This window comes from Parabacteroides sp. Marseille-P3160, from assembly GCF_900162725.1.
Classification (GTDB): domain Bacteria; phylum Bacteroidota; class Bacteroidia; order Bacteroidales; family Tannerellaceae; genus Marseille-P3160.
Genome location: NZ_LT799418.1, coordinates 3,412,682 through 3,436,086 on the forward strand (window position 1 = coordinate 3,412,682; position 23,405 = coordinate 3,436,086).

A 23,405-nucleotide genomic window follows, 5' to 3' on the forward strand; every position below is an offset into this window, starting at 1 on the left:
TTTTAAAAAAACATCCGACAATGGGAAATCCAAAAGCATTTTTGACGGTCCCCCGGAAAGAAGCCGGGTATCGTCCCGTACACGATAGAATCAATGACTTCAGTGAAGTCGAACAGACATTGAATAGCGGTGACCGCCGCTTACAAGCCTCCCGCTGCATGGACTGCGGCATCCCCTTCTGCCATTGGGCTTGCCCGATAGGGAACAAACAACCCGAATGGCAAGACTTGCTCTACAAGGGGCGTTGGAAAGAAGCCTTTTACGTATTGGAAGAGACTTGTGACTTTCCTGAATTTACCGGACGCATCTGCCCGGCTCCATGTGAAAAGAGCTGTGTTCTGATGCTAAGCGCCAATGAGCCGGTAACCATTCGCGAGAACGAAGTTTCGATCATTGAAGCTGCTTTCCGCGAAGGTTATGTAAAGCCGGTGCAGCCGGTTCGTAACGGGAAAACCGTAGCTGTTATCGGCAGTGGCCCAGCCGGGCTTACGGTCGCCAACCGATTAAACCGCAAAGGGTATACGGTCGTCGTTTTTGAAAAGGAAGAACTGCCCGGCGGGTTATTGCGTTACGGCATTCCCAATTTTAAACTGAGCAAAACCATTATCGACCGCCGTATTGACCTGATGAAAAAAGAAGGAATTGAATTCCGGTTAAATGCAATGGTAGGCAACGACATTTCGACCAAAGAGATCGTCGATTCATTCGATGCCGTTTGTGTAGCGATCGGAAGCGAAATCCCCCGTGACCTGAAAGTCGAAGGTCGTAATCTGAAAGGAGTCTATTTCGCGTTGGAGTTACTATCACAGCAAAACCGTATCCTCGAGGGTATTTCCGTACCTCCTAAAAATATAATCAATGCCAAGGGAAAAAAGGTATTGGTAATCGGGGGTGGAGATACCGGAAGCGACTGCGTAGGAACTGCCAACCGCCATGGAGCGGCCAGTGTCACTCAGATCGAAATCATGCCCAAGCCTCCCGTCGGATTCAATCCGGGTACCCCTTGGCCGGCATGGCCTCAGGTATTGAGGACAAGCAGCAGCCATGAGGAAGGTTGCGTTCGCCGCTGGTGCCTGACAACCAATCGCTTTATCGGAGAAAAGAATACGTTGAAAGCCGTCGAAATAGAAGAAGTGGAATGGATACCGGGAGAAAACGGAGGCCGTCCGATAATGAAGCCTACAGGCAAAACGGAGATAATAGAAGCGGATCTGGTCTTTCTCTCCATGGGATTTGTCCATCCGGAGCAGGAAGGACTCCTTCAGGAGTTAAAACTGGCAACCAACGACCGGAAGAATATTTCCGTCAATTCCAGCCAGCAGACTTCTTCTGAAAAAGTATTTGCCTGCGGAGACGCGACAACAGGCGCCAGCCTTGTGGTACGTGCCATGGCTTCCGGAAAGAAAACGGCAAAAGCGATCGATCATTATTTACAATCTTAATTTAAATCAATTATGTGTGGTATAACGGCAATATTCAATATACACGAAGGTCAGCATGAACAACTTCGAAAACAAGCTTTAACTATGAGCAAACGGGTACGTCACCGCGGCCCGGATTGGAGTGGTATATACACCGGGAAGACAGCAATCTTGGCGCATGAACGCCTGTCGATCGTCGATCCGGCATCCGGAGGGCAACCTCTTGTCAGCCCGGATGGAAAGTTGATTCTCTGCGTAAATGGAGAAATATATAACCATCAGGCCATCAGGGAAGAGCTGAAGGGGGAATATAAATTTCAGACCGGCTCGGACTGTGAAGTGATTCTGGCTCTTTACCAGAAGAAAGGCATTCACTTTCTGGAAGACCTGAACGGAATCTTCGCATTCGCCCTTTATGACGAAGAAAAGAATGTGTTCATGATAGCCAGGGATCCCATTGGTGTTATACCTTTATATATAGGTCATGATGACAACGGCCACCTGCTCGTTTCTTCCGAGTTGAAAGCGTTGGAAGGCTTTGCAACGGAATACGACCAGTTTAAACCGGGGCATTATTTTTATAGTGAAGACAAAGACTATACCAAATGGTATGAACGCGACTGGATGGATTACGAAAACGTAAAAGATAACGAAGCCGACAAGGAAGAACTGCGTAAGGCTCTGGAAGCGGCCGTACACCGGCAGTTGATGAGCGACGTACCCTACGGCGTATTGCTTTCCGGAGGATTGGATTCGTCGATTATCTCGGCAGTCGCCAAACTCTATGCCGCCAAACGGATCGAATCCGGGAACAAGCAGGATGCCTGGTGGCCCCAACTCCATTCTTTTGCTATCGGTTTGAAAGGCGCGCCCGACCTGGTAGCGGCCAAGAAAGTGGCCGATCATATCGGAACCGTGCATCATGAAATCCATTACACCATCCAGGAAGGCTTGGATGCAATCAGGGACGTGATTTACCATATAGAAACCTATGACGTAACAACTGTACGCGCCTCCACCCCAATGTATTTGCTTGCCCGCGTTATCCGGAGCATGGGAATCAAAATGGTGTTGAGCGGCGAAGGAGCCGACGAAGTATTCGGTGGATACCTCTATTTCCACAAAGCTCCGAATGCCAGAGCGTTTCATGATGAGACACTCCGGAAAATCAGTAAATTGTATTTATACGACTGCTTGCGCGCCAACAAAAGCCTGGCAGCCTGGGGAGTAGAAGGACGCGTTCCCTTCCTCGACAAAGAGTTTATGGATGTAGCCATGCGCCTGAATCCGGAAGCGAAGATGGCGCCGGGAAAAGTCATTGAAAAGAAGATTCTCCGCGAAGCCTTTGAAGACCTGTTGCCCGAAAGCGTGGCATGGAGACAAAAGGAACAATTCTNAGGTTGCGTTCGCCGCTGGTGCCTGACAACCAATCGCTTTATCGGAGAAAAGAATACGTTGAAAGCCGTCGAAATAGAAGAAGTGGAATGGATACCGGGAGAAAACGGAGGCCGTCCGATAATGAAGCCTACAGGCAAAACGGAGATAATAGAAGCGGATCTGGTCTTTCTCTCCATGGGATTTGTCCATCCGGAGCAGGAAGGACTCCTTCAGGAGTTAAAACTGGCAACCAACGACCGGAAGAATATTTCCGTCAATTCCAGCCAGCAGACTTCTTCTGAAAAAGTATTTGCCTGCGGAGACGCGACAACAGGCGCCAGCCTTGTGGTACGTGCCATGGCTTCCGGAAAGAAAACGGCAAAAGCGATCGATCATTATTTACAATCTTAATTTAAATCAATTATGTGTGGTATAACGGCAATATTCAATATACACGAAGGTCAGCATGAACAACTTCGAAAACAAGCTTTAACTATGAGCAAACGGGTACGTCACCGCGGCCCGGATTGGAGTGGTATATACACCGGGAAGACAGCAATCTTGGCGCATGAACGCCTGTCGATCGTCGATCCGGCATCCGGAGGGCAACCTCTTGTCAGCCCGGATGGAAAGTTGATTCTCTGCGTAAATGGAGAAATATATAACCATCAGGCCATCAGGGAAGAGCTGAAGGGGGAATATAAATTTCAGACCGGCTCGGACTGTGAAGTGATTCTGGCTCTTTACCAGAAGAAAGGCATTCACTTTCTGGAAGACCTGAACGGAATCTTCGCATTCGCCCTTTATGACGAAGAAAAGAATGTGTTCATGATAGCCAGGGATCCCATTGGTGTTATACCTTTATATATAGGTCATGATGACAACGGCCACCTGCTCGTTTCTTCCGAGTTGAAAGCGTTGGAAGGCTTTGCAACGGAATACGACCAGTTTAAACCGGGGCATTATTTTTATAGTGAAGACAAAGACTATACCAAATGGTATGAACGCGACTGGATGGATTACGAAAACGTAAAAGATAACGAAGCCGACAAGGAAGAACTGCGTAAGGCTCTGGAAGCGGCCGTACACCGGCAGTTGATGAGCGACGTACCCTACGGCGTATTGCTTTCCGGAGGATTGGATTCGTCGATTATCTCGGCAGTCGCCAAACTCTATGCCGCCAAACGGATCGAATCCGGGAACAAGCAGGATGCCTGGTGGCCCCAACTCCATTCTTTTGCTATCGGTTTGAAAGGCGCGCCCGACCTGGTAGCGGCCAAGAAAGTGGCCGATCATATCGGAACCGTGCATCATGAAATCCATTACACCATCCAGGAAGGCTTGGATGCAATCAGGGACGTGATTTACCATATAGAAACCTATGACGTAACAACTGTACGCGCCTCCACCCCAATGTATTTGCTTGCCCGCGTTATCCGGAGCATGGGAATCAAAATGGTGTTGAGCGGCGAAGGAGCCGACGAAGTATTCGGTGGATACCTCTATTTCCACAAAGCTCCGAATGCCAGAGCGTTTCATGATGAGACACTCCGGAAAATCAGTAAATTGTATTTATACGACTGCTTGCGCGCCAACAAAAGCCTGGCAGCCTGGGGAGTAGAAGGACGCGTTCCCTTCCTCGACAAAGAGTTTATGGATGTAGCCATGCGCCTGAATCCGGAAGCGAAGATGGCGCCGGGAAAAGTCATTGAAAAGAAGATTCTCCGCGAAGCCTTTGAAGACCTGTTGCCCGAAAGCGTGGCATGGAGACAAAAGGAACAATTCTCCGATGGAGTGGGCTATAATTGGATCGATACGTTGAAGGAAGTTGCCGCTTCCCAAGTCAGCGACGAACAGATGGCTCATGCCACCGAGCGTTTCCCGATCCATACGCCGCAGAATAAGGAAGAATACCATTACCGTTCGATCTTCGAAGAACATTTTCCCAGCAAAAGCGCAGCCTTATCGGTACCTTCCGTTCCGAGCGTCGCCTGTTCGACACCCGAAGCATTGGCATGGGATGCCTCCTTCAAAGATCAGAACGAGCCTAGCGGCCGTGCGATCAAAGGCGTACATGAACATAGCTATAACAAATAATTTAAACAGATTACTAAATCTGAAAAGTGAATTTTTTCTGCCCTATGTAACTGATCAGGGTAGCAATCACAGTAATAATCATTTTTGAGGGGGTCGGGTAGAAATGCCAGACCTCCACAAATAATTTCAGCCCCCCGTAATTCAATCCCAAATTCAACAATACGACCATCAGGTAACGGATCAATTGGACACGCCCCCTCAGGGAGGAAGCGCTGAAGGTCACATATTTCTGCAATAAAAAACCGGATAGGAAAGAGATGGGAAACGAACAGGCAAGCGCCGCAATAGGCGCACTGAAGGTGAGGATTCCAAGATGAAGATCTTCACGCGACAAAATAAAATTATAAAAGGCGAAATAAAGCACCCAGTCAAAAAGAACGTTCGCTACGCCGGTAATGCCGTAGCGAAACATTTGTATCGGTAAAAATTTACTGAAAGGCGGATAAAAAAAATCAAGGCATTGACGGATGTATCCACCGCTCTTTTCTAAAATTGTCCTCATTCATTTATCAATTAGCCGAGCCACCGTTCCATTTTATCCACAAATACCCGGCTTCCATAATTTCTCCAAGTCCTTTATGCTCTCAAAAAACGCTTCCAAAATTTAAAAACATACAAAAGTAGCGGTTTATTTCTTATTGAAAAAGAGATATGCTCTTTTTACGGGAACGAATCGATATTTTGCAGCCTCATCCACCTAAATATCCCGGGAAATCCGGTTAGCTGAATCCCCAAATTAAATTAACGGAGAAAAAGTGTGTAAAATAAGCCCCCAAAAATGATATATTGTAGCATTTCATCCGTTTCTTTTTCTAATAAACAATCCTATGTGGAAAATTTTGCATTATTCTCCCTTTATTCTTTTGAAATCGTTACTTTTGTAACTCAATAAAATTTATGAGTACATCATGGAAAATTTGAATTGGTCTGCGCTTCCTTTCGGATATATCAAGACAGATTACAATGTTAGATGTTATTACCGAAACGGGCAATGGGGAGAATTGGAAGTAAGTTCTTCCGAGATACTGAACATTCACATGGCTGCAACATGCTTGCACTATGGGCAGGAATCGTTCGAGGGTTTGAAAGCATTCAAAGGTAAAGACGGCAAGATCCGCGTATTCAGGATGGACGAAAATGCCAAACGGCTGCAATCGTCCTGTGGAGGAATCAAAATGGCGGAACTTCCGGTCGATCGGTTTGAAGAAGCGGTTCGCAAAGTCATTCGCCTGAACGAACGGTTCGTACCTCCCTATGAAAGCGGTTCTGCTTTATATATCCGTCCCCTTGTCCTGGGTTTAGGCGCGCAGGTTGGCGTAAAGCCGGCAGACGAATACCTCTTTCTGATATTTGTTACTCCGGTAGGACCTTATTTCAAAACAGGCTTCAAACCTTCCAAAGTCTGCATTATGCGGGCATACGACCGCGCCGCACCTCACGGAACGGGGACATATAAAGTCGGAGGCAACTATGCCGCCAGCCTGGTGGCCGGAGAAAAAGCCAAAGAACACGGATATGCAGCCGTCCTCTATCTGGACCCGAAAGAGAAAAAATACGTGGATGAATGCGGTCCGGCCAACTTTTTCGGAATACGCGGAAAGACGTATATTACGCCGGCTTCCACCTCCATCCTGCCTTCGATCACGAACAAGAGCCTGATCCAATTAGCGGAAACAATCGGTTTGACTGTTGAACGCCGTCCGGTACCTTACGAAGAACTGGCAACCCTGGACGAGGCCGCCGAATGCGGGACGGCCGCCGTAATCGCCCCGATTTCGCAAATCGACGATTTGGATGAAAATAAATCCTTTGTCTATTCAAAAGATGGTCAGGTAGGCCCGATATGCAATCAATTGTACACGAAATTGCGGGCAATCCAATACGGTGACGAGCCGGATCCGTTCGGATGGGTAACGATTATCGATTGATTGACAGTCATAATATACAAAATACATTAAATTTTGCTATGTCGATATTGCAATATCATCTCTTTTTATATCTTTGTAGGTGAATTAGCAATCAAGACAGGTGGAATCATTTTTTAGAACGCATAAGTATCTTGTAGGTCATGTTAACACTCCCGTACGCCGGGGTCTAATGGATGAAGTCAACTGGGACGACCGACTGATAGGCATCAAAGGTTCCCGGGGAGTGGGAAAAACGACATTCCTGTTGGACTATGCCCGGGAATATTTCGGGGCGGACAACAGGGAGTGTTTGTTTATCAATCTGAACCAATTCTTCTTTACGGAGCGTACGCTCGTCGATTTTGCCGACGAATTCCGCACCAAGGGAGGCAAAGTGCTTTTGATAGACCAGGTATTCAAGTATCCCGGATGGTCGAGAGAGTTACGATACTGCTATGATCACTTTACCGATTTGAAAATTGTATTTACCGGATCTTCCGTCATGCGGTTGAAGGAGGAAAATCCGGACCTATGGGGAAAAGTAATGTCCTATAACCTAAGAGGGTTTTCTTTCCGGGAATATTTGAATCTGGAATCCGGGAACAACTTCCCGGCCTTTTCGTTTGAAGACATCATAAAGAACCATCAGGAAATAGCGAAAAGTATATGCGCCGTTACTAAACCGAAGGCATACTTTCAGGACTATCTTCATCATGGTTTCTTCCCTTTTTATTTGGAGAACCGCAATTTTTCAGAGAATCTGTTGAAGACAATGAATATGATACTCGAAGTAGATGTTTTGTATATCAAGCAAATTGAACAAACCTATCTACCGAAGTTGCGTAAATTGCTCTATCTTTTGTCCCTAAGTGCACCTTGTACTCCGAACGTCAGCCAACTGAGTAAAGAAATACAGGCCTCCCGGGCAACAGTGATGAATTACATGAAATATCTGAAAGATGCACGCTTAGTCAATTTACTTTATCCGTCGGGAGAAGAATATCCGAAAAAACCGTCTAAACTGTACATGTACAATTCTAATCTGATGTACGCGATCAGTCCGATGGAAACGGATAGCCAATCGGTACGGGAAACTTTTTTCTACAACCAGGTATTGAAAGACAATGCCGTCAATGAAGGAATAAAAAATTCCCATTTTATGGTAAACGAAGAGTATCCTTTCCGGATCGAAGGGAACATGAAGTTCAAAAATAATCCCGATTTTTGTTATGCAGTCGATCAGATTGAAAAAGGAGAAGAAAATTGCATACCTTTATGGCTCTTTGGTTTTTTATACTAAATGGTTTAATATATCTAATAAATACTAATAGTTTGAATCTATGACAAAGAAGAAATCTTTTTTAACTTGTGATGGCAATCAGGCTGCGGCGCACATATCCTATATGTTCAGCGAAGTAGCCGCGATTTATCCGATCACCCCATCTTCCACAATGGCCGAATACGTTGATGAGTGGGCGGCCGCCGGACGTAAAAACATCTTCGGCGAAACAGTCTTGGTACAAGAAATGCAATCGGAAGCGGGTGCAGCCGGTGCTTTGCATGGATCCCTGCAGGCCGGCGCATTAAGCACGACCTATACGGCTTCTCAAGGTTTGTTATTGATGATCCCCAATATGTATAAAATCGCAGGAGAATTGCTTCCTACGGTATTCCATGTTTCTGCACGTACCATTGCTTCCCACGCCTTGTGTATCTTCGGCGACCACCAGGACGTAATGGCTTGCCGCCAGACCGGCTTTGCCATGTTTGCGGAAGGCTCCGTACAGGAAGTAATGGATCTGTCCGCAGTGGCTCACCTGGCAACGCTGAAATCCCGCGTTCCTTTCCTCAACTTCTTCGACGGTTTCCGTACCTCCCATGAGATACAGAAAGTAGAAGCGTTGAGCGCCGAGGAACTGGCTCCGCTGGTCGACCAGGAAGCGTTGGCCGATTTCCGCAAACGCGCTTTGAATCCGGAATCTCCCGTATCCCGCGGTATGGCTGAAAACCCGGATCATTTCTTCCAGCATAAGGAAGCTTCCAATCCTTTTTACGAAGCTGTCCCCGCGATCGTGGAAGAATACATCAATGAGATCAACAAACTGACCGGGCGTAACTACGGCCTGTTCGATTATTACGGTGCGGAAGATGCCGAAAACATCATCATCGCAATGGGTTCCGTAACGGAAGCTATCCGTGAGACGGTGGACTATCTGGCGGAACAAGGCAAAAAGGTCGGAGTCCTTTCCGTCCACCTGTATCGCCCATTCTCTGCAAAACACTTCCTGGCTGCTGTCCCGAAGACGGTAAAACGGATTGCAGTATTAGACCGGACAAAAGAACCGGGAGCAACCGGCGAACCTTTATACCTGGACATAAAAGACATATTTTACGGTAAGGAAAATGCTCCATTGATCGTAGGCGGACGTTACGGCTTGGCATCGAAAGACACCACACCGGCCCAGATACTTTCAGTCTATGAGAACCTGGAACTGCCTATGCCGAAAAATCAGTTTACAATTGGAATCGTGGATGATATCACATTCACTTCACTTCCTCCGAAAGAAGAAATCGAATTGAGCGGCACAGGTACATTCGAAGCCAAATTCTACGGTCTGGGAGCCGACGGTACGGTAGGCGCCAACAAGAACTCGGTAAAGATTATCGGTGACAACACGGATAAATATTGCCAGGCGTATTTCGCATACGACTCCAAAAAGTCAGGAGGTTTTACCAGTTCCCACTTGCGTTTCGGAGATACGCCGATTCGCTCCACTTATCTGGTGAATACCCCGAACTTCGTAGCTTGCCACGTGCAGGCTTATCTCCGGATGTATGACGTAACCCGAGGGCTTCGCAAAAACGGTACATTCTTGCTGAATACCATCTGGACGGATGAAGAACTGGCAAAGCATTTGCCGAATAAGATAAAACGTTATTTCGCACAAAAGAATATCACGGTTTACTATATCAATGCAACTCAGATTGCGCAGGAAATCGGTTTGGGTAACCGTACCAACACCATCCTCCAGTCTGCATTCTTCCGTATCACAAAAGTAATCCCCGTCGATCTGGCTATCGAACAAATGAAGAAATTCATTGTCAAATCCTACGGAAAGAAAGGGGAAGACGTAGTAAATAAAAACTATGCGGCCGTTGACCGTGGAGGTGAATACAAACAATTGACCGTCGATCCAGCTTGGGCTAACCTGCCGGATGATGAAGTAATCCCGAACAATGATCCGGACTTCATCAATGAAGTGGTTCGTCCGATCAATGCACAAGACGGCGACCGCCTGCCGGTTTCCGCGTTCAAGGGAATTGAAGACGGGACTTGGCAACAAGGTACGTCACAATATGAAAAACGGGGAGTGGCAGCGTTTGTGCCGGAATGGGATAAGGAAAACTGTATCCAATGTAACCGGTGCGCTTATGTTTGTCCTCACGCATGTATCCGTCCGTTTGTTTTGGATACGGTAGAACAGGAAACTGCTCCATTCAAAGACGATACGCTCAAAGCTACCGGAAAGCAATTTGACGGCATGACTTTCCGTATTCAGGTCGATGTATTAGATTGCTTGGGTTGTGGCAACTGTGCGGATGTTTGCCCGGGTAAGAAAGGCAACAAGGCATTGGTAATGAAACACCTCGAGAGCCAATTGAACAACCAGCCGAATTGGGATTTCTGTGCAAGCACCGTAAAGAGCAAACAGCACTTGGTCGATATAAAAGCCAATGTGAAGAATTCGCAGTTTGCCACTCCGTTATTTGAATTCTCGGGTGCCTGCTCCGGTTGCGGTGAAACACCTTATGTGAAGTTACTTTCCCAATTGTTCGGAGATCGCGAAATGATTGCGAATGCAACCGGTTGTTCTTCCATCTATTCAGGTTCTGTTCCATCCACTCCATATACGACAAACGAAGACGGACACGGACCGGCATGGGCGAACTCCTTATTCGAGGACTTCTGCGAATTCGGATTGGGTATGGAGATAGCCAATAAGAAGATGCGCGAACGTCTGCACCGTTATATGACGGAAGCTTTGGAGGTAGAGGAAATCCCGGCTGAAACAAAAGCGTTATTCAACGAATGGATTGAAAACAGACATGATGCGGATAAGACGAAGGAACTCTCGGTTAAAATCAAAGCAGCCCTTCGTGACAAAACGGATAAATATAGCAAAGATATCCTAGGATTGTCACAATATCTGGTGAAACGCTCCCAATGGATTATCGGCGGTGACGGCGCTTCTTATGATATTGGCTTTGGTGGTTTGGATCATGTCCTGGCATCCGGTGAAAATGTAAATATTATGGTGTTGGATACGGAAATCTATTCCAATACGGGCGGCCAGTCATCCAAGTCGACACCGATCGGTGCAATCGCCAAGTTTGCCGCTTCCGGTAAACGCGTTCGTAAGAAAGACCTCGGTTTGATGGCTTCGACTTATGGCTATGTCTATTGTGCACAGATTGCGATGGGTGCAGATCCTGCACAAACACTGAAAGCAATCCGTGAAGCGGAAGCTTATGACGGACCTTCCATCATCATCGCTTACTCTCCCTGTATCAGTCACGGATTGAAAGCCGGCATGGGCAAATCCCAAGCTGAAGAGGCAGCAGCTGTCGCTTGCGGGTACTGGCATCTGTGGCGTTACAATCCGGAACTGGAAAGACAAGGAAAGAATCCATTCGTATTGGATAGCAAAGAGCCCAAATGGGAAGATTTCAAGCCATTCCTGAAGAGCGAAGTTCGATACGCTTCCGTCCTGAAACAATATCCGAAAGAAGCGGAAGAATTGTTCCAGGCAGCCGAAGACAATGCGCGTTGGCGCTACACCAGCTATACTCGCTTGGCCAAACAAGCTTGGGGAGCTGAGTTGGAAGAAGTCACAGGCGTATTAAAAGTGGAAGATTAATCACAATCCATAAAACAGCTAAACTGACGACACGCGCGGACTGAAAAGTTCGCGCGTGTTTTTTTATACAACTATTATATGCCTTTTCAATATCATTTAGCCTATATAAAATATACCGGTAATAAGAACATATATTATAATAAGAATTAGAAATTATCGCTATTTTTGGGAAAAATTGGTATATGCTTATTGAAAAAATCATACAAGATCTTCGGAAAGGTTCCCACGGAGCATTTAATATACTGTATGATATGTATGCAGACTCATTATATGGTTTTGTTTTAGCAAATACTAAATCTCCGTCTCTTTCAGAAGATATTGTTCAGGAAACTTTCTTGAAATTATGGAATTATCGAGAACAATTGAAGATAGAAGGCTCTTTCAAAGCTTTACTCTTCTTGATAGCTAAACAGCAAATGATCAATACTCTACGGAAACAAATAAATCAACCTGATTTTGAAGAGTATATAAAATATTGCGATAGTGAAAAATTTGCAGATAATTCGGCTGAAGAGAAGATCTTTTATGACGACTTTCAGGAAAAATTAAATAAAATAAAGCATTTATTAAGTGATCGCCAACGGGAGGTTTTTGAGTTAAGCAAAATAGAAGGCCTGAAAAATAAAGAAATAGCAGAAAAATTGAATATATCCGAACAGACAGTTAAAAATCAATTATCGGCTGCTTTAAAGATCTTGAGATCTGAATTGATAAAATACCATCCGTTGTTCATCTTCTTATTATAATCCTTTAGTTCCTCCTTCTCTTATTGAAGTTGAAAAAATATTGAATATAAGCAGATTAAACCTACATACATGTTTGTATTTTTCATTATAGCAAAGACCTAATTTTGCTTATAATATATTTCGTGTTATAAAACACATATATATACCGGTACTTTACTTCTATGGTTACGTGTATTAATAAAGTTCAATGTCTTTTTTTATTAACAAAAGGAAAAATCAGAAAGTAATGAGTAATATATTTCAAGAATTATATAATCGTTTTTTATTTAGTCGAATTTCTGCCGAGGAGTTCATTAAAATGAAAGATTATATAAACAAAGCATCAGAGGAGGATTTATCCGATTTAATGCAAGAAGCCTGGAATAGCAATGTATTCATGCTTAAAATGAATTCAAAAACAAAAGACCAGATAAAAACGAGGCTCTCATTTTGTATAGAAAGCGATAACCGGAATTTGAAAAAAAAGCTTGTTTCTATGTGGAGCCGTATTGCTGTTGCGGTTATACTTCTTTTAGTTGTAGGCAGTTCGGTTTGGTTTTTAACAGATAGAAAAGAATTGAAACAGGAACAAGTTTTGGTAGAAGCGCCGAGAGGAGATAAGGCCCAGGTTATATTGCCTGATGGTTCGAAAGTAAGATTGAATTCCGAAAGTGTTATCACCTATGATTTTACAAATAAAAGATATAGGAACTTAACGTTAAAAGGGGAAGCTTTTTTTGAGATACATAAAGACGAGAGACGTCCTTTCATTGTAAAAGCAAATGATATTGATATAGAGGTATTAGGTACGACTTTTAATGTGCGTGCATATGATAATGAAAATGAGATAACATCTTCCCTCATTGAAGGGAGTGTGAAGTTGACTGATAACGTATTGGAAAAGAGCTATTATTTGAAACCATCTCAAAAGGCTGTTTATTCTAAATCTACCCGGGAAATACAGATTATTCCTACAACGAATGAAGATGAAACTGCCTGGCTCGAAGGAAAATTGATCTTTAATTCGGAGCGACTGTGCGATGTGATTGAAAAAATGGAACGGTGGTACGATGTAAATATAGACTTACAATGTCCGGAAATAAGAGAAGACCGAATTTCCGGTTCGTTTAAAAATGGACAGGTATATTTTGCATTAGAGGCATTGCGTATGCAATATAAGTTTAAGTATACGATAAAGAATAATCATACAATAATAATAACCAAATAAAAATGCCTATGAATTAGATCCGAATACAAACAGAAGCCAAAGAATGGACAAGATTCTTTGGCTCGGCTTAAAGTCCGAAGCAATGACGATAAATCATTATAGTTCAAACCTTAAAAAAAATATTATGTATACAAAGTTACATGTTTTTATGCATAAAGGAGCAGTATATCCTCAGTTTTTTTGTAAAATGCTGCTTATTACATTACTATTTCTTATGTGTGGCTCGTTGCAGGGCCAAAATTCGTTATCCAAGGTAACCTTGAATCTGAAAAATGTGCCCTTGGTAGAGATACTTAAACAGATAGAGAGGCAAACAGCTTATTCGGTTGTTTACAGGGATGTTGTTATAGATAAAACGGAAAATGCATCTATTTCTGTTACGAACGTTTCATTAAACGATGTGTTGACGGGGCTTTTAAATCCTAAAGGGCTGACTTTTGGAATCGTAGATAAATACATCGTGATTCTTGCAAAAGAAAAAAACATGGCGACTTCGGATAATAAAAGCATACGGGTTGCCGGCGTTGTTAAAGATAACAAAGGTGAAATGATTGTCGGTGCCAATATCCGCGTAAAAGGAACTAATATGGTTGTCGTTAGTGATATGGACGGAAAATTTGCAGTTGATGTTTCTTCTCCGGAGGCTGTATTATTAGTATCGTATATTGGTTTTAAAACAAGGGAAATACCCGTAGGAAACGGAGCCCCATTAAATATTGTGTTAAATGAAGATGCTTCAAGCTTGAGTGAAGTTGTGGTGGTAGGTTACGGTATGCAGAAAAAAATACATGTAACAGGATCTGTTGCCCAATTATCTTCAAAAGAGTTATTAGTAGCTCCGATGTCTAGCGTAACGAATATGCTTGCCGGCAAATTGCCCGGTTTAATTACCACACAAAATTCAGGGCAACCCGGAAATGATCAAGCCTCTATGATAATCCGCGGAGCCGGTACTTTTAACGATTGGTCGCCTCTGCTACTTGTTGATGGAGTAGAGCGTAGTTTTAATACAATTGATCCGAATGACGTGGAAAGTGTAACCATATTGAAAGATGCGGCTGCGGCTGCCGTGTATGGGGTGCGTGCAGCCCATGGCGTTATTCTGGTAAAGACAAAAAGAGGAATCGCCAATCGGAAGCCTGAGATCACCTATAATGGTTCCTATACTTTTACTATGAATACCCGGTTTCCTGAATTCTTAAACGGACCGGATTATGCCCGTTGGCATAATAAAGCTCGTGAATTAGACGGTTATGAAGGGTTTTATACGGCAGAAGATATTGCAAAAATTGAGAATGGAGATCCTGACGGTATTTGGGGCAATACGGATTGGCTCGGTGAATTGTTTAAAGATTACGGGGGAACCCAACAGCATAATATTTCTGTAATTGGGGGCAGTGATCGGGTACAATATTTTGTAAGTGCCGGTTTTATGGATCAGGATGGTATTTTACCGAATTCAGAATTTAAACGCTATAATGTACGTTCTAATTTGGATGTCCAGGTAACCGATGAAATAAAATTATCAGTTGATATTGCAGGTCGGAAAGAAGAAAGAGATAATCCGGGATTTGCTATTGACCCCAATAATGGTTATAATCCCATTACCCAAGCGATTCGCGCATTACCGATTATTCCAAAAGAATATGACGGATTACCTGCTGCAACCGGAGATGGAGCTAGAACGTGGAGCCCATTAGCGGCTGTAAATCAAAGCGGTTTTAATAAAAACGACCGTAATGTATTTGAAAGTTCCGGAACATTGGAGTATAAAGCTCCTTTCTTGAGGGGATTAACATTAAAAATGTTTTTCAGTTATGATAGAAACTTTACGGAAGATAGAAACTTTCTGGATACCTATAATGTTTCTAAATTTGATCCTGCCACAAAAATCTATACAGTAACTAAAGCGGAGGGAACAGGTACATCTTCTTTATGGCAAGCCGCTTCTAACGGTTCCCTAATGATGGGCCGTCCGTCTATCGAGTATAATAATGTCTTCGGTAAGCATACCGTAGGTGCATTGTTCTTATATGAATACGAGGAAACTAAAGGCTCGTCATTCCAGGCCCAACGACAGAATTATATTTTAAACGCCATCCCGGAATTAACTTTTGCCCAGGAAGATACTCCTAATTCGATTAAAGGGAGTAGCAGTAAAACGAAGATAGCAGGTTATGTTGGGCGTTTGAATTATATGTTTGACCAAAAGTACCTGGCCGAATTTGCTTTCCGTTATGATGGATCATATAAATTCCATAAAGATTATCGTTGGGGATTCTTCCCTTCTTTATCCTTGGGTTGGATCATTTCTGAAGAAGAATTCTTTAAAGAAAAATATACGAAAATCAACAAATTGAAATTACGTGCTTCCGTGGGAGAATTGGGCCGCGATAACATCGATGCGTTTTTGTATAAACGATATTTTAATTTAACTACAGAGCCTGCCTATGCATTCGGTACAACCCCTACTCCCAGTTATGCCTTTTATTCTTCGAATTCAGTTCCCTCGTACGATTTGACTTGGGAAAAAACGAGAACAATGAATGTTGGGGCCGAATTTATGGCCTATGACGGGTTGATTTCAGCTTCACTTGACGTATTCTATAAGTATACCTACGATATTCTTCAAGGAGTTTCCGGAATATACCCTCCTTCTATTTCAAATAATTATCCGACCATTGAAAATTCAGGAAAAGTAGATGTCCGTGGATTTGAGTTAGAATTGGGTCATCAAAATAAAATTGGTCAAGTGTCGTATTCTCTAAATGGAAATTTAACTTGGGCTCGAAATAAATTATTGGCAAGGGCTCAGGAGGAAAATATTCAACCATGGATGAATCAAATAGGTCAGCCCTTGGGAGGTGTTTATGGTCTCCATGCGATAGGTTTATACCAGACGGAAGAACAGTTGAATAATCGTCCGACAGGACCCGGAGGGGTGCAACGCTTGGGTGATCTGATGTATCAGGACTATAATCAGGATGGAAAAGTCGATTGGGATGACCTAATACGGATAGCCCGTTCCCATACCCCTGAAATGGTTTTCTCTTTATCGGGAAATGTTACCTATAAAGGTTTTGATGCTAATTTCCAATTACAAGGAGCTGCTATTTGCGACGTAATAACCAGTGGTTTATATCCCAGTGGAGTGATGGACCAGACCGAATTTGCCCGTGCTTTTTATGCCGGAGGTAATTCTCCTTACTATTTGGTGGAAAATTCGTGGACTCCCGAACATACAAATGCTAAATATCCCAGATTGGGCGTGGATTGGAATGGGAATAACGGTTGGGCAAGTGACTGGTGGGTAGTAGACGGATCTTATTTGAGATTGAAGAGTGCTCAGATTGGTTATACTTTACCCAAACAGATTGCTTCTAAAATAAATGCCCAAAGGTTGAGAATATATGTTGCGGGAACTAATCTGTTTACGATTGATGCTCTTGACTATATGGACCCGGAAATGCCGAGTAATAATAATGGGTATTATCCACAGCAGAGGACTTTCAGTATGGGTCTTGATTTAACATTTTAAATAAATGGAGAAATGAAAAACTCGGGAAATAAATTATATGATATGAAAAATATAATATATCTTTTTTTTGCTGCATTTATATTGACTTCTTGTGAATTGGAAGTGGAACCGACTGACAAGTATTCTGATGTCGTGGCTTGGAAAGACGAAGAATATCTGGATCTTTATGTAAAAGGTTTCTATGCAGCCTTACGTGATAATGCTGAAATTTATACGGATAAATTTTTTGACGGTTGTTCGGATATTTTGAAGTATTGTATTTCTAATTTGAATGATAAAACCGATCAGAATAAAATTTTACTATCGAAGAATTATATCACTCCCAGTAATGGCGCTTTGAGTACATGGGGAAATTATGATAGAATTAAGCTGGAAAATGAATTCTTATATGATGTTGATGTAAAAGCAGCCCATATGGATCCTGAATTTGTAAAGATTCGTAAAGCGGAAGTCCGTTTTTTACGGGCGTATCTTTATTATAAAATGATACGGAACCATGGTGGCATTATCTTAAGATTACATAACACCGGCGTTGACGGGGGATTGGATAATGACAAAGATGCGGTTAAAGCCAGAATTTCAGAAGAAGAATCCTGGGATTTTGTGATTAAGGAATTGGAAGAGGTTGCTGCAGACCTGACAGGTCAGACATGGGATGCTGATAATTATGGGCGTATTACTGCCGGGGCAGCTTATGCATTGATAACCAGATGTGCCTTGTATGCCAAAAAATATGATAAAGTGATTTCAGCCGGACAAGAGGTTGAAAAACTGGGATACATCATCGAACCTAAGTATGAGGATGTATTCAAAAATCTGGCGAATAGGGAAATTATTTTACCGGTCACCTTTAAGGTTCCGACCTATGTTCATTTTCATGATCGTTATTTCCGTCCGATAGGCGATAAGGCCAGTAGAGGAGGCTGGGCTTGTCCTACGGAAGAATTGGTAAGTCTGTTTCAGATTAAAGAGAACGGCGTCTACGTGGACTTTGATTGGAATAATCCTGTTCATAAGGCAAATCCGTATGTAGGCCGTGAACCTCGATTCTACACCTCTATTTTGTATAATGGAGCTCCTTGGAACGGACGGGAAATTGAGACATTCGTAGGTGGAAAAGACGGCTATACGGATTTTGATTTTAGTTCTAATAACTCGGCTTGTGTAACGGGATATTTCATGAAAAAGTTCTTACAGGAAAAAAATACGACTTACGATGAAACGGGTAGTGATTCCTATTGGGTGGAATTACGTTATGCGGAAGTGTTAATGAATATGGCGGAAGCATATGCTCAAAGTGGGGATGTTCAAACCGGCTACGAATATTTAAATAAGGTACGGACACGTGGAAACGAATTGAGCGGATATTCGGTCGGTTCTAATTTACAGATATTTATGAACTGTTTGGAGAAGGAGAAAATGGTGGAATTTGCATTTGAGGGATTACGTTATTGGGATTTAAGGCGTTGGAGAAGAGCTGTTGCGGTAATTGACGGACAACGGGCACATGGAATTAAGATTACAAAAAATTCCGATAATAGTTTGACTTACACAAAAGTGGTTTGCGATGACGACGATCGGTATTTTCCTGAAAAATATTATTATATTCCTATTCCGACATCTGAAATAAATAACAATTCAGCATGCATACAAACGGAACTTTGGTAATTTTAAAACGATACAGATATGAAACAAATTAAATATATAATGTTAAGCTTTCTGTTGGTGACTCTTATTTCCGCTTGTGAAGAGGATAAAGTGGAGTTCAGTTCAAACAGTTTGTTTACAGCCCTTCAAGCGCAAAAATTTGATTATACCTCTAAAATAGGAGTTGGGAAAATTTATCAGGCCCAATATTCGGAAGATAAAAAAACGATCAATTTGGACATCACCTATTTTCCGGATGAAACAGCTCCGACTTATCAGGATTGGCAGCTTCAGGCAACAGTATTTCATGGAGCAAAAGTATCTCCTGCCATAGGAGGGATCAAAGACTTATCCGAACCAATTGATTTTACAATTACTGCACCTGATGGAAGTACTTCCCAGGTGACATTAATAACTAAAATTTATGAAGTTCCCTATGGTGAAATAGAACATGGTTTTGGTCGTTATAATAAATTATTTGAGAAGACCGGAGACGAATTAGGCGGTTGGTCTACAAACGCACAAACCTCTATGGCAGTCGTGGGAAATGACCTGATTGTTAACCATTATAATAACGGTGCGTTTTTGGTATATGACAAGAAGACGGGTCTCAAAATAGACAAAAATGTCGTAATGCCAACCTTTGGGGAACGGTTATTAGCCATTGCTAACGATGATGATGATAAAATGATTGCAGTTTCATTCGGGGATGCCAGTAATAAAATAACTCCGATCCGGATATATTACTGGAAAAACGGCATTGACCAGGCTCCTGAAACATTCTACGAATTGAGTACTACCATTGTAAACCGTACGTCATCTACCGCGATTGGTGCTAATATTGGGGTCTGCGGATCGATGTCCGGTAAAGCACAAATTATGTTGGCGATGGATGGCAGAGGGAGTGCCTATAACGGAGTTGTACGCATCTCGGTTGTAAATGGTGCGGTTTCCGAAACAGAATGCTTCGAGGCTCCGTTAGGTTGTGTTTGGAGCGGTTTAGCTGTTCCTGCGTCAACAACCGGGAAAATACCCTATTTTAATGTTTCGGGCAATCAAAGAGGATTTATTTATGTTGGTAAGACAGGGTCGTATTCTTTTGAATTAGCAGCGGATAAATCTAACTTTTTGAATAAAATCCTTGCCTCAGGTGCAAAATATTTTGAATTTAACAATGCCGGTTATATTGCCGTTAGTACGGTCAGTTGGCCTGGTGTAGTGAGATTGTTAATATTTAATGTGGATGATCCTACTTTAATCCCTACACCTAATACCGATGTTGAGAAATATGCAATTCTTAATCCATTGAGTGAGTCGACTATAAATAATTTAACCTATGCGAATGACAACGGTAGTGGAAATGTTGCAGTTCAAATAGCTGAAGATGGTAAAACGGCTTATGTTTATGTATTGGAAACGAATAAGGGAATTATGGGATATGAATTGACAAATATTGGATCGTCAAGTAAATAATTTATAGTATATTAGTCCTGATTAGGTTTGGATATCCAAGGAAAAAACTGAAAAGTCTCATAAAAGGACTGGTTTTAATCGGTAATTTAATATAGATAGTAAATCAAAATCCAAATCTAATCGGGATTTTTAATAATAGAAATGCTTTTCATCTGTCAAAAAAATATGATTATGCGAAACAGAAGAAGTTTATACATCTTGTTTCTAACTTTAATTATTTCATTAACAGCTTGTGGGAAGAATGAAAATAAGAACATTTTTGCTTCCGTACAACATATAACATCAGTTGAGGTTTTTAAGATCGTCAACGGGGAAGAAATTGCGATCTCCCCTACTGACATAAAGATTGATTATGAAATTCATAAAATTGAATTGACATTTCCCTCCGGAACAAATCTAACGGCTATAAATGTCCGCTTTAACCTGTTAAACGGAGTGATACTAATGGATCCGGAATCTAATCCGGCATTATTTAACTTTTCAAAAACAAATAAAATCAGAGTAGAATATAATGGGCTTGAAACGACCTACACCCTTACTGCGAAAACAGTGGATATGGATCTGAATAAACCAAAACAGCTTTGGATCGATGCAGAAGCAAATTTCGAACGTTTCTTGAAGAAAGAAAATATTACATTTTACTTGGACAAAGCGAAAGAGACCGGATTTAATGAAATTGTAGTGGATGTCAGGCCTCTGTATGGTAAGGTGCTATATAATAAAACGAAAAGTATGCCTCGATTGACACAAATCGGAAATATAAGAAGGGATGCTGACTGGGATTATCTACAGTTTTTTATTGACGAGGCTCATAAACGGGATTTGAAAATAATAGCTTCCACAACAACTTTTACCATTGGCCGTTCTTCCACCCGGGAAGGTCCTGCCTATGAATCTTCCGCATGGGACGGTAAAACGACTCTACTGTATAAGTCTACAGGAATGATCGATATAAAGAACGATCCTTCCCAAGTTGCCGTTTTCCTAAACCCGTTATTGCCGGAGGTTCAAGAGTATGCATTAACCTTTATTAAAGAGATTGTTACTAATTACGATATTGATGGTTATGCTCTTGATTATTGCCGTTATTGTGATGAGACTTCTGACTTTTCAGAAGCTTCCCGGAAAGCATTTGAAGAATATATCGGGACAAGGATTACGAACTTTCCGCAAGATATTATGACATGGTCAGGCGGACAACGCATTGAGGGAAAATATGCAAAAAAATGGTATGAATTTCGTTCTAAAATAATACATGACTTTGTAAAAAAAGCAAAAGAAACGATTAAAGCGATTAAGCCGGAAGTTCAACTGCAATATTGGGCGGCTTCATGGTACGGAGCATTGTATACCAAAGGCCAGAATTGGGCCAGCAAAAAGTATAATACCTCATTGGAGTATCCGGCTTGGGCAACTCCCGAGTATAAAAACACCGGATTTGCGGAACATTTGGATGTCTTCATTATCGGAACTTATCTGGAAACCGTATATGGGATGAGTGATCCGGAATCGATAGAATATGGATTGGCTAATGGCCGCCGAATCCTATATGGGGATTGTAAAATGTATGGTAGCATTTATGCTAATAATAAGGATAATGTGAAAGATGCATCCTATTTATGCTTGAGAAATTCGGACGGTTTGATGGTCTTTGACATAGTGCAAGTAATTGATTTTGACTTATGGGATGAACTAAAGGCCGGTATTGATGCGTATGAAAGTAGTATGAAAAAATGATAGTAATGAATAAGTACAGTCATAACTATGAACGATTGGATTCATAACTATGAATGCGCACATTGATAGTTATGAATTTCTTGCAGGATTTTCTTATGACACAGCCCCATATTCTTCTATTATAACATAGAACTTATTTCTGACATAATCCTATGCATTAATCAAATGTTCAAGGCTATGCGGGAGACAAGCACGGAGATGTTCGTTTTGTTTTTATTGAACATTTTACCTCCATAATTAATAAATAAAATGATACTTTTACTCCATGAAACGACGAAATTTTTTATTAACATGTGGAGCCGCTTTATTTGCGGAAAGTTTTTTTCAAGACATTCAGGCAGGACTCCGGGATCATTCGAAAAAAACAAAGCCTATCGAAGGAACATGGTTTGAATTTCAACACCATAACCTTGCCGAAGGAAAATATTGGAATGAAACTCTGCAAACCTTTTCCGCAGCACAATGGGAAACGAAAGTAAAAGAAATTGCCGAGAGCGGTATCCGTTATCTGGTATTACTCGACGTAGCTATTTATGATAAGGCCTTTTATCCTTCCTCATTGTTGCCTCAACATGATATGGGGTGCGAAGACCCGTTAGAAACAGTATTAAGTGCGGCAGATAAATATGGAATAAATTTTTTTGTCGGTAATGATTTTTTCGGTGACTGGACCAACCCCTATTTTCTGATGACAGATCCTAAAATCAATAAACTGCGATTGGATGCAATGAATGAGATCACTGAAAAATATGCTCATCATAAAAGCTTTTACGGATGGTATTTCCCAAACGAAACAGGAATCTCAGGGTATTATGAAGACTTCTTTATCAATTACGTTAATACTTTATCAGCTGAAGTGGCAAAACTCACCCCTAAGGCTAAAACACTCATTGCACCCTATGGAACCAGAAATGTAAAGGCTGACGATAAATATGCCCGACAGTTGGAATCATTGAATGTGAGTTACATTGCCTACCAAGATGAAATAGGGGTAGAAAAAACAAAGGTGGAAGAAAGCGCAGAATATTTTGAGCGTTTATACCGGCTGCATCAAAAAGCATCACGAGCACATTTGTGGGCTGATGTAGAAATATTTCAATTTGAAGGAAAAGTCTATCAAAGCGCCTTGCTACCTGCTCCTGCCGAACGGGTAATTCGACAGTTGGAGGCTGTTTCACCGTTTGTGGAGAAAATATTTATTTATCAATATACCGGATTGTTGAATAAACCGAATAGCCTGGCCCTTGCCGGTCATCCGGACTCTCGGATATTGTATCAGGAATTGGCAAAATACGGATCATTAAAAACAACCCGTTAAAATAAAACGGGGTCATTA

Annotated in this window: 14 protein-coding genes and 1 pseudogene; 14 read left to right on the forward strand and 1 reads right to left on the reverse strand. The window is 42.1% G+C overall.

The genetic code is table 11. The features are described 5' to 3' along the window. The first annotated feature begins 20 nt into the window (after nucleotides 1–20). The 4 genes and pseudogenes from BQ8014_RS13700 to asnB (BQ8014_RS13710) all read left to right on the forward strand — a co-directional run bounded on the left by BQ8014_RS13700 (nucleotide 21) and on the right by asnB (BQ8014_RS13710) (nucleotide 4,895). Nucleotides 21–1,442, forward strand: coding sequence for a glutamate synthase subunit beta (locus BQ8014_RS13700; RefSeq protein WP_080904835.1), 1,422 nt, complete (start codon nucleotides 21–23; stop codon nucleotides 1,440–1,442). A gap of 12 nt (nucleotides 1,443–1,454) precedes the next feature. Next, a pseudogene (gene asnB, locus BQ8014_RS13705) lies at nucleotides 1,455–2,963 on the forward strand (asparagine synthase B); the annotation flags it as partial. Further along, nucleotides 2,940–3,209: an FAD-dependent oxidoreductase gene (locus tag BQ8014_RS20080; RefSeq protein WP_369808831.1), complete on the forward strand. Its 270-nt coding sequence runs from the start codon at nucleotides 2,940–2,942 to the stop codon at nucleotides 3,207–3,209. The pseudogene asnB (BQ8014_RS13705) and the gene BQ8014_RS20080, both read left to right, overlap by 24 nt. Before the next feature lie 12 nt (nucleotides 3,210–3,221). Next, nucleotides 3,222–4,895 carry an asparagine synthase B gene (asnB, locus tag BQ8014_RS13710; protein ID WP_080904837.1) on the forward strand — a complete coding sequence of 558 codons (1,674 nt, stop codon included), beginning with the start codon at nucleotides 3,222–3,224 and terminating at the stop codon, nucleotides 4,893–4,895. A gap of 13 nt (nucleotides 4,896–4,908) precedes the next feature. Here asnB (BQ8014_RS13710) and BQ8014_RS13715 read toward each other — a convergent pair whose 3' ends face one another. Then, nucleotides 4,909–5,397: a GtrA family protein gene (locus BQ8014_RS13715; protein ID WP_080904838.1), complete on the reverse strand. Its 489-nt coding sequence runs from the start codon at nucleotides 5,395–5,397 to the stop codon at nucleotides 4,909–4,911. 406 nt (nucleotides 5,398–5,803) lie between these two features. Between BQ8014_RS13715 and BQ8014_RS13720 the strand changes: the two genes are divergently transcribed. The 10 genes from BQ8014_RS13720 to BQ8014_RS13765 all read left to right on the forward strand — a co-directional run bounded on the left by BQ8014_RS13720 (nucleotide 5,804) and on the right by BQ8014_RS13765 (nucleotide 23,387). After that, nucleotides 5,804–6,823, forward strand: a complete 1,020-nt coding sequence (locus BQ8014_RS13720; protein WP_080904839.1) for a branched-chain amino acid aminotransferase — start codon at nucleotides 5,804–5,806, stop codon at nucleotides 6,821–6,823. Between the two features lie 100 nt (nucleotides 6,824–6,923). Next, nucleotides 6,924–8,102, forward strand: a complete 1,179-nt coding sequence (locus tag BQ8014_RS13725) for an ATP-binding protein (RefSeq protein ID WP_080904840.1) — start codon at nucleotides 6,924–6,926, stop codon at nucleotides 8,100–8,102. A 40-nt stretch (nucleotides 8,103–8,142) separates the two neighbouring features. Next, nucleotides 8,143–11,721 carry a pyruvate:ferredoxin (flavodoxin) oxidoreductase gene (nifJ, locus tag BQ8014_RS13730; protein ID WP_080904841.1) on the forward strand — a complete coding sequence of 1,193 codons (3,579 nt, stop codon included), beginning with the start codon at nucleotides 8,143–8,145 and terminating at the stop codon, nucleotides 11,719–11,721. 182 nt (nucleotides 11,722–11,903) lie between these two features. Continuing rightward, on the forward strand, nucleotides 11,904–12,467 hold the full coding sequence (locus BQ8014_RS13735; protein ID WP_080904842.1) for an RNA polymerase sigma factor: 564 nt from the start codon (nucleotides 11,904–11,906) through the stop codon (nucleotides 12,465–12,467). A 187-nt stretch (nucleotides 12,468–12,654) separates the two neighbouring features. Continuing rightward, nucleotides 12,655–13,674 carry a FecR family protein gene (locus BQ8014_RS13740; RefSeq protein WP_080904843.1) on the forward strand — a complete coding sequence of 340 codons (1,020 nt, stop codon included), beginning with the start codon at nucleotides 12,655–12,657 and terminating at the stop codon, nucleotides 13,672–13,674. 124 nt (nucleotides 13,675–13,798) lie between these two features. Beyond that, nucleotides 13,799–17,212: a TonB-dependent receptor gene (locus BQ8014_RS13745; protein ID WP_160150093.1), complete on the forward strand. Its 3,414-nt coding sequence runs from the start codon at nucleotides 13,799–13,801 to the stop codon at nucleotides 17,210–17,212. A 42-nt stretch (nucleotides 17,213–17,254) separates the two neighbouring features. Continuing rightward, nucleotides 17,255–18,880 (forward strand): RagB/SusD family nutrient uptake outer membrane protein, encoded by a 1,626-nt coding sequence (locus BQ8014_RS13750; RefSeq protein WP_160150094.1) that lies wholly within the window; start codon nucleotides 17,255–17,257, stop codon nucleotides 18,878–18,880. 18 nt (nucleotides 18,881–18,898) lie between these two features. Continuing rightward, nucleotides 18,899–20,332 carry a DUF5018 domain-containing protein gene (locus tag BQ8014_RS13755; RefSeq protein WP_080904846.1) on the forward strand — a complete coding sequence of 478 codons (1,434 nt, stop codon included), beginning with the start codon at nucleotides 18,899–18,901 and terminating at the stop codon, nucleotides 20,330–20,332. A 171-nt stretch (nucleotides 20,333–20,503) separates the two neighbouring features. Next, nucleotides 20,504–22,069, forward strand: coding sequence for a family 10 glycosylhydrolase (locus tag BQ8014_RS13760; protein ID WP_234998048.1), 1,566 nt, complete (start codon nucleotides 20,504–20,506; stop codon nucleotides 22,067–22,069). Nucleotides 22,070–22,334: 265 nt separating this feature from the next. Next, nucleotides 22,335–23,387, forward strand: coding sequence for a DUF4434 domain-containing protein (locus BQ8014_RS13765; RefSeq protein WP_080904847.1), 1,053 nt, complete (start codon nucleotides 22,335–22,337; stop codon nucleotides 23,385–23,387). Nucleotides 23,388–23,405 lie beyond the last annotated feature (18 nt).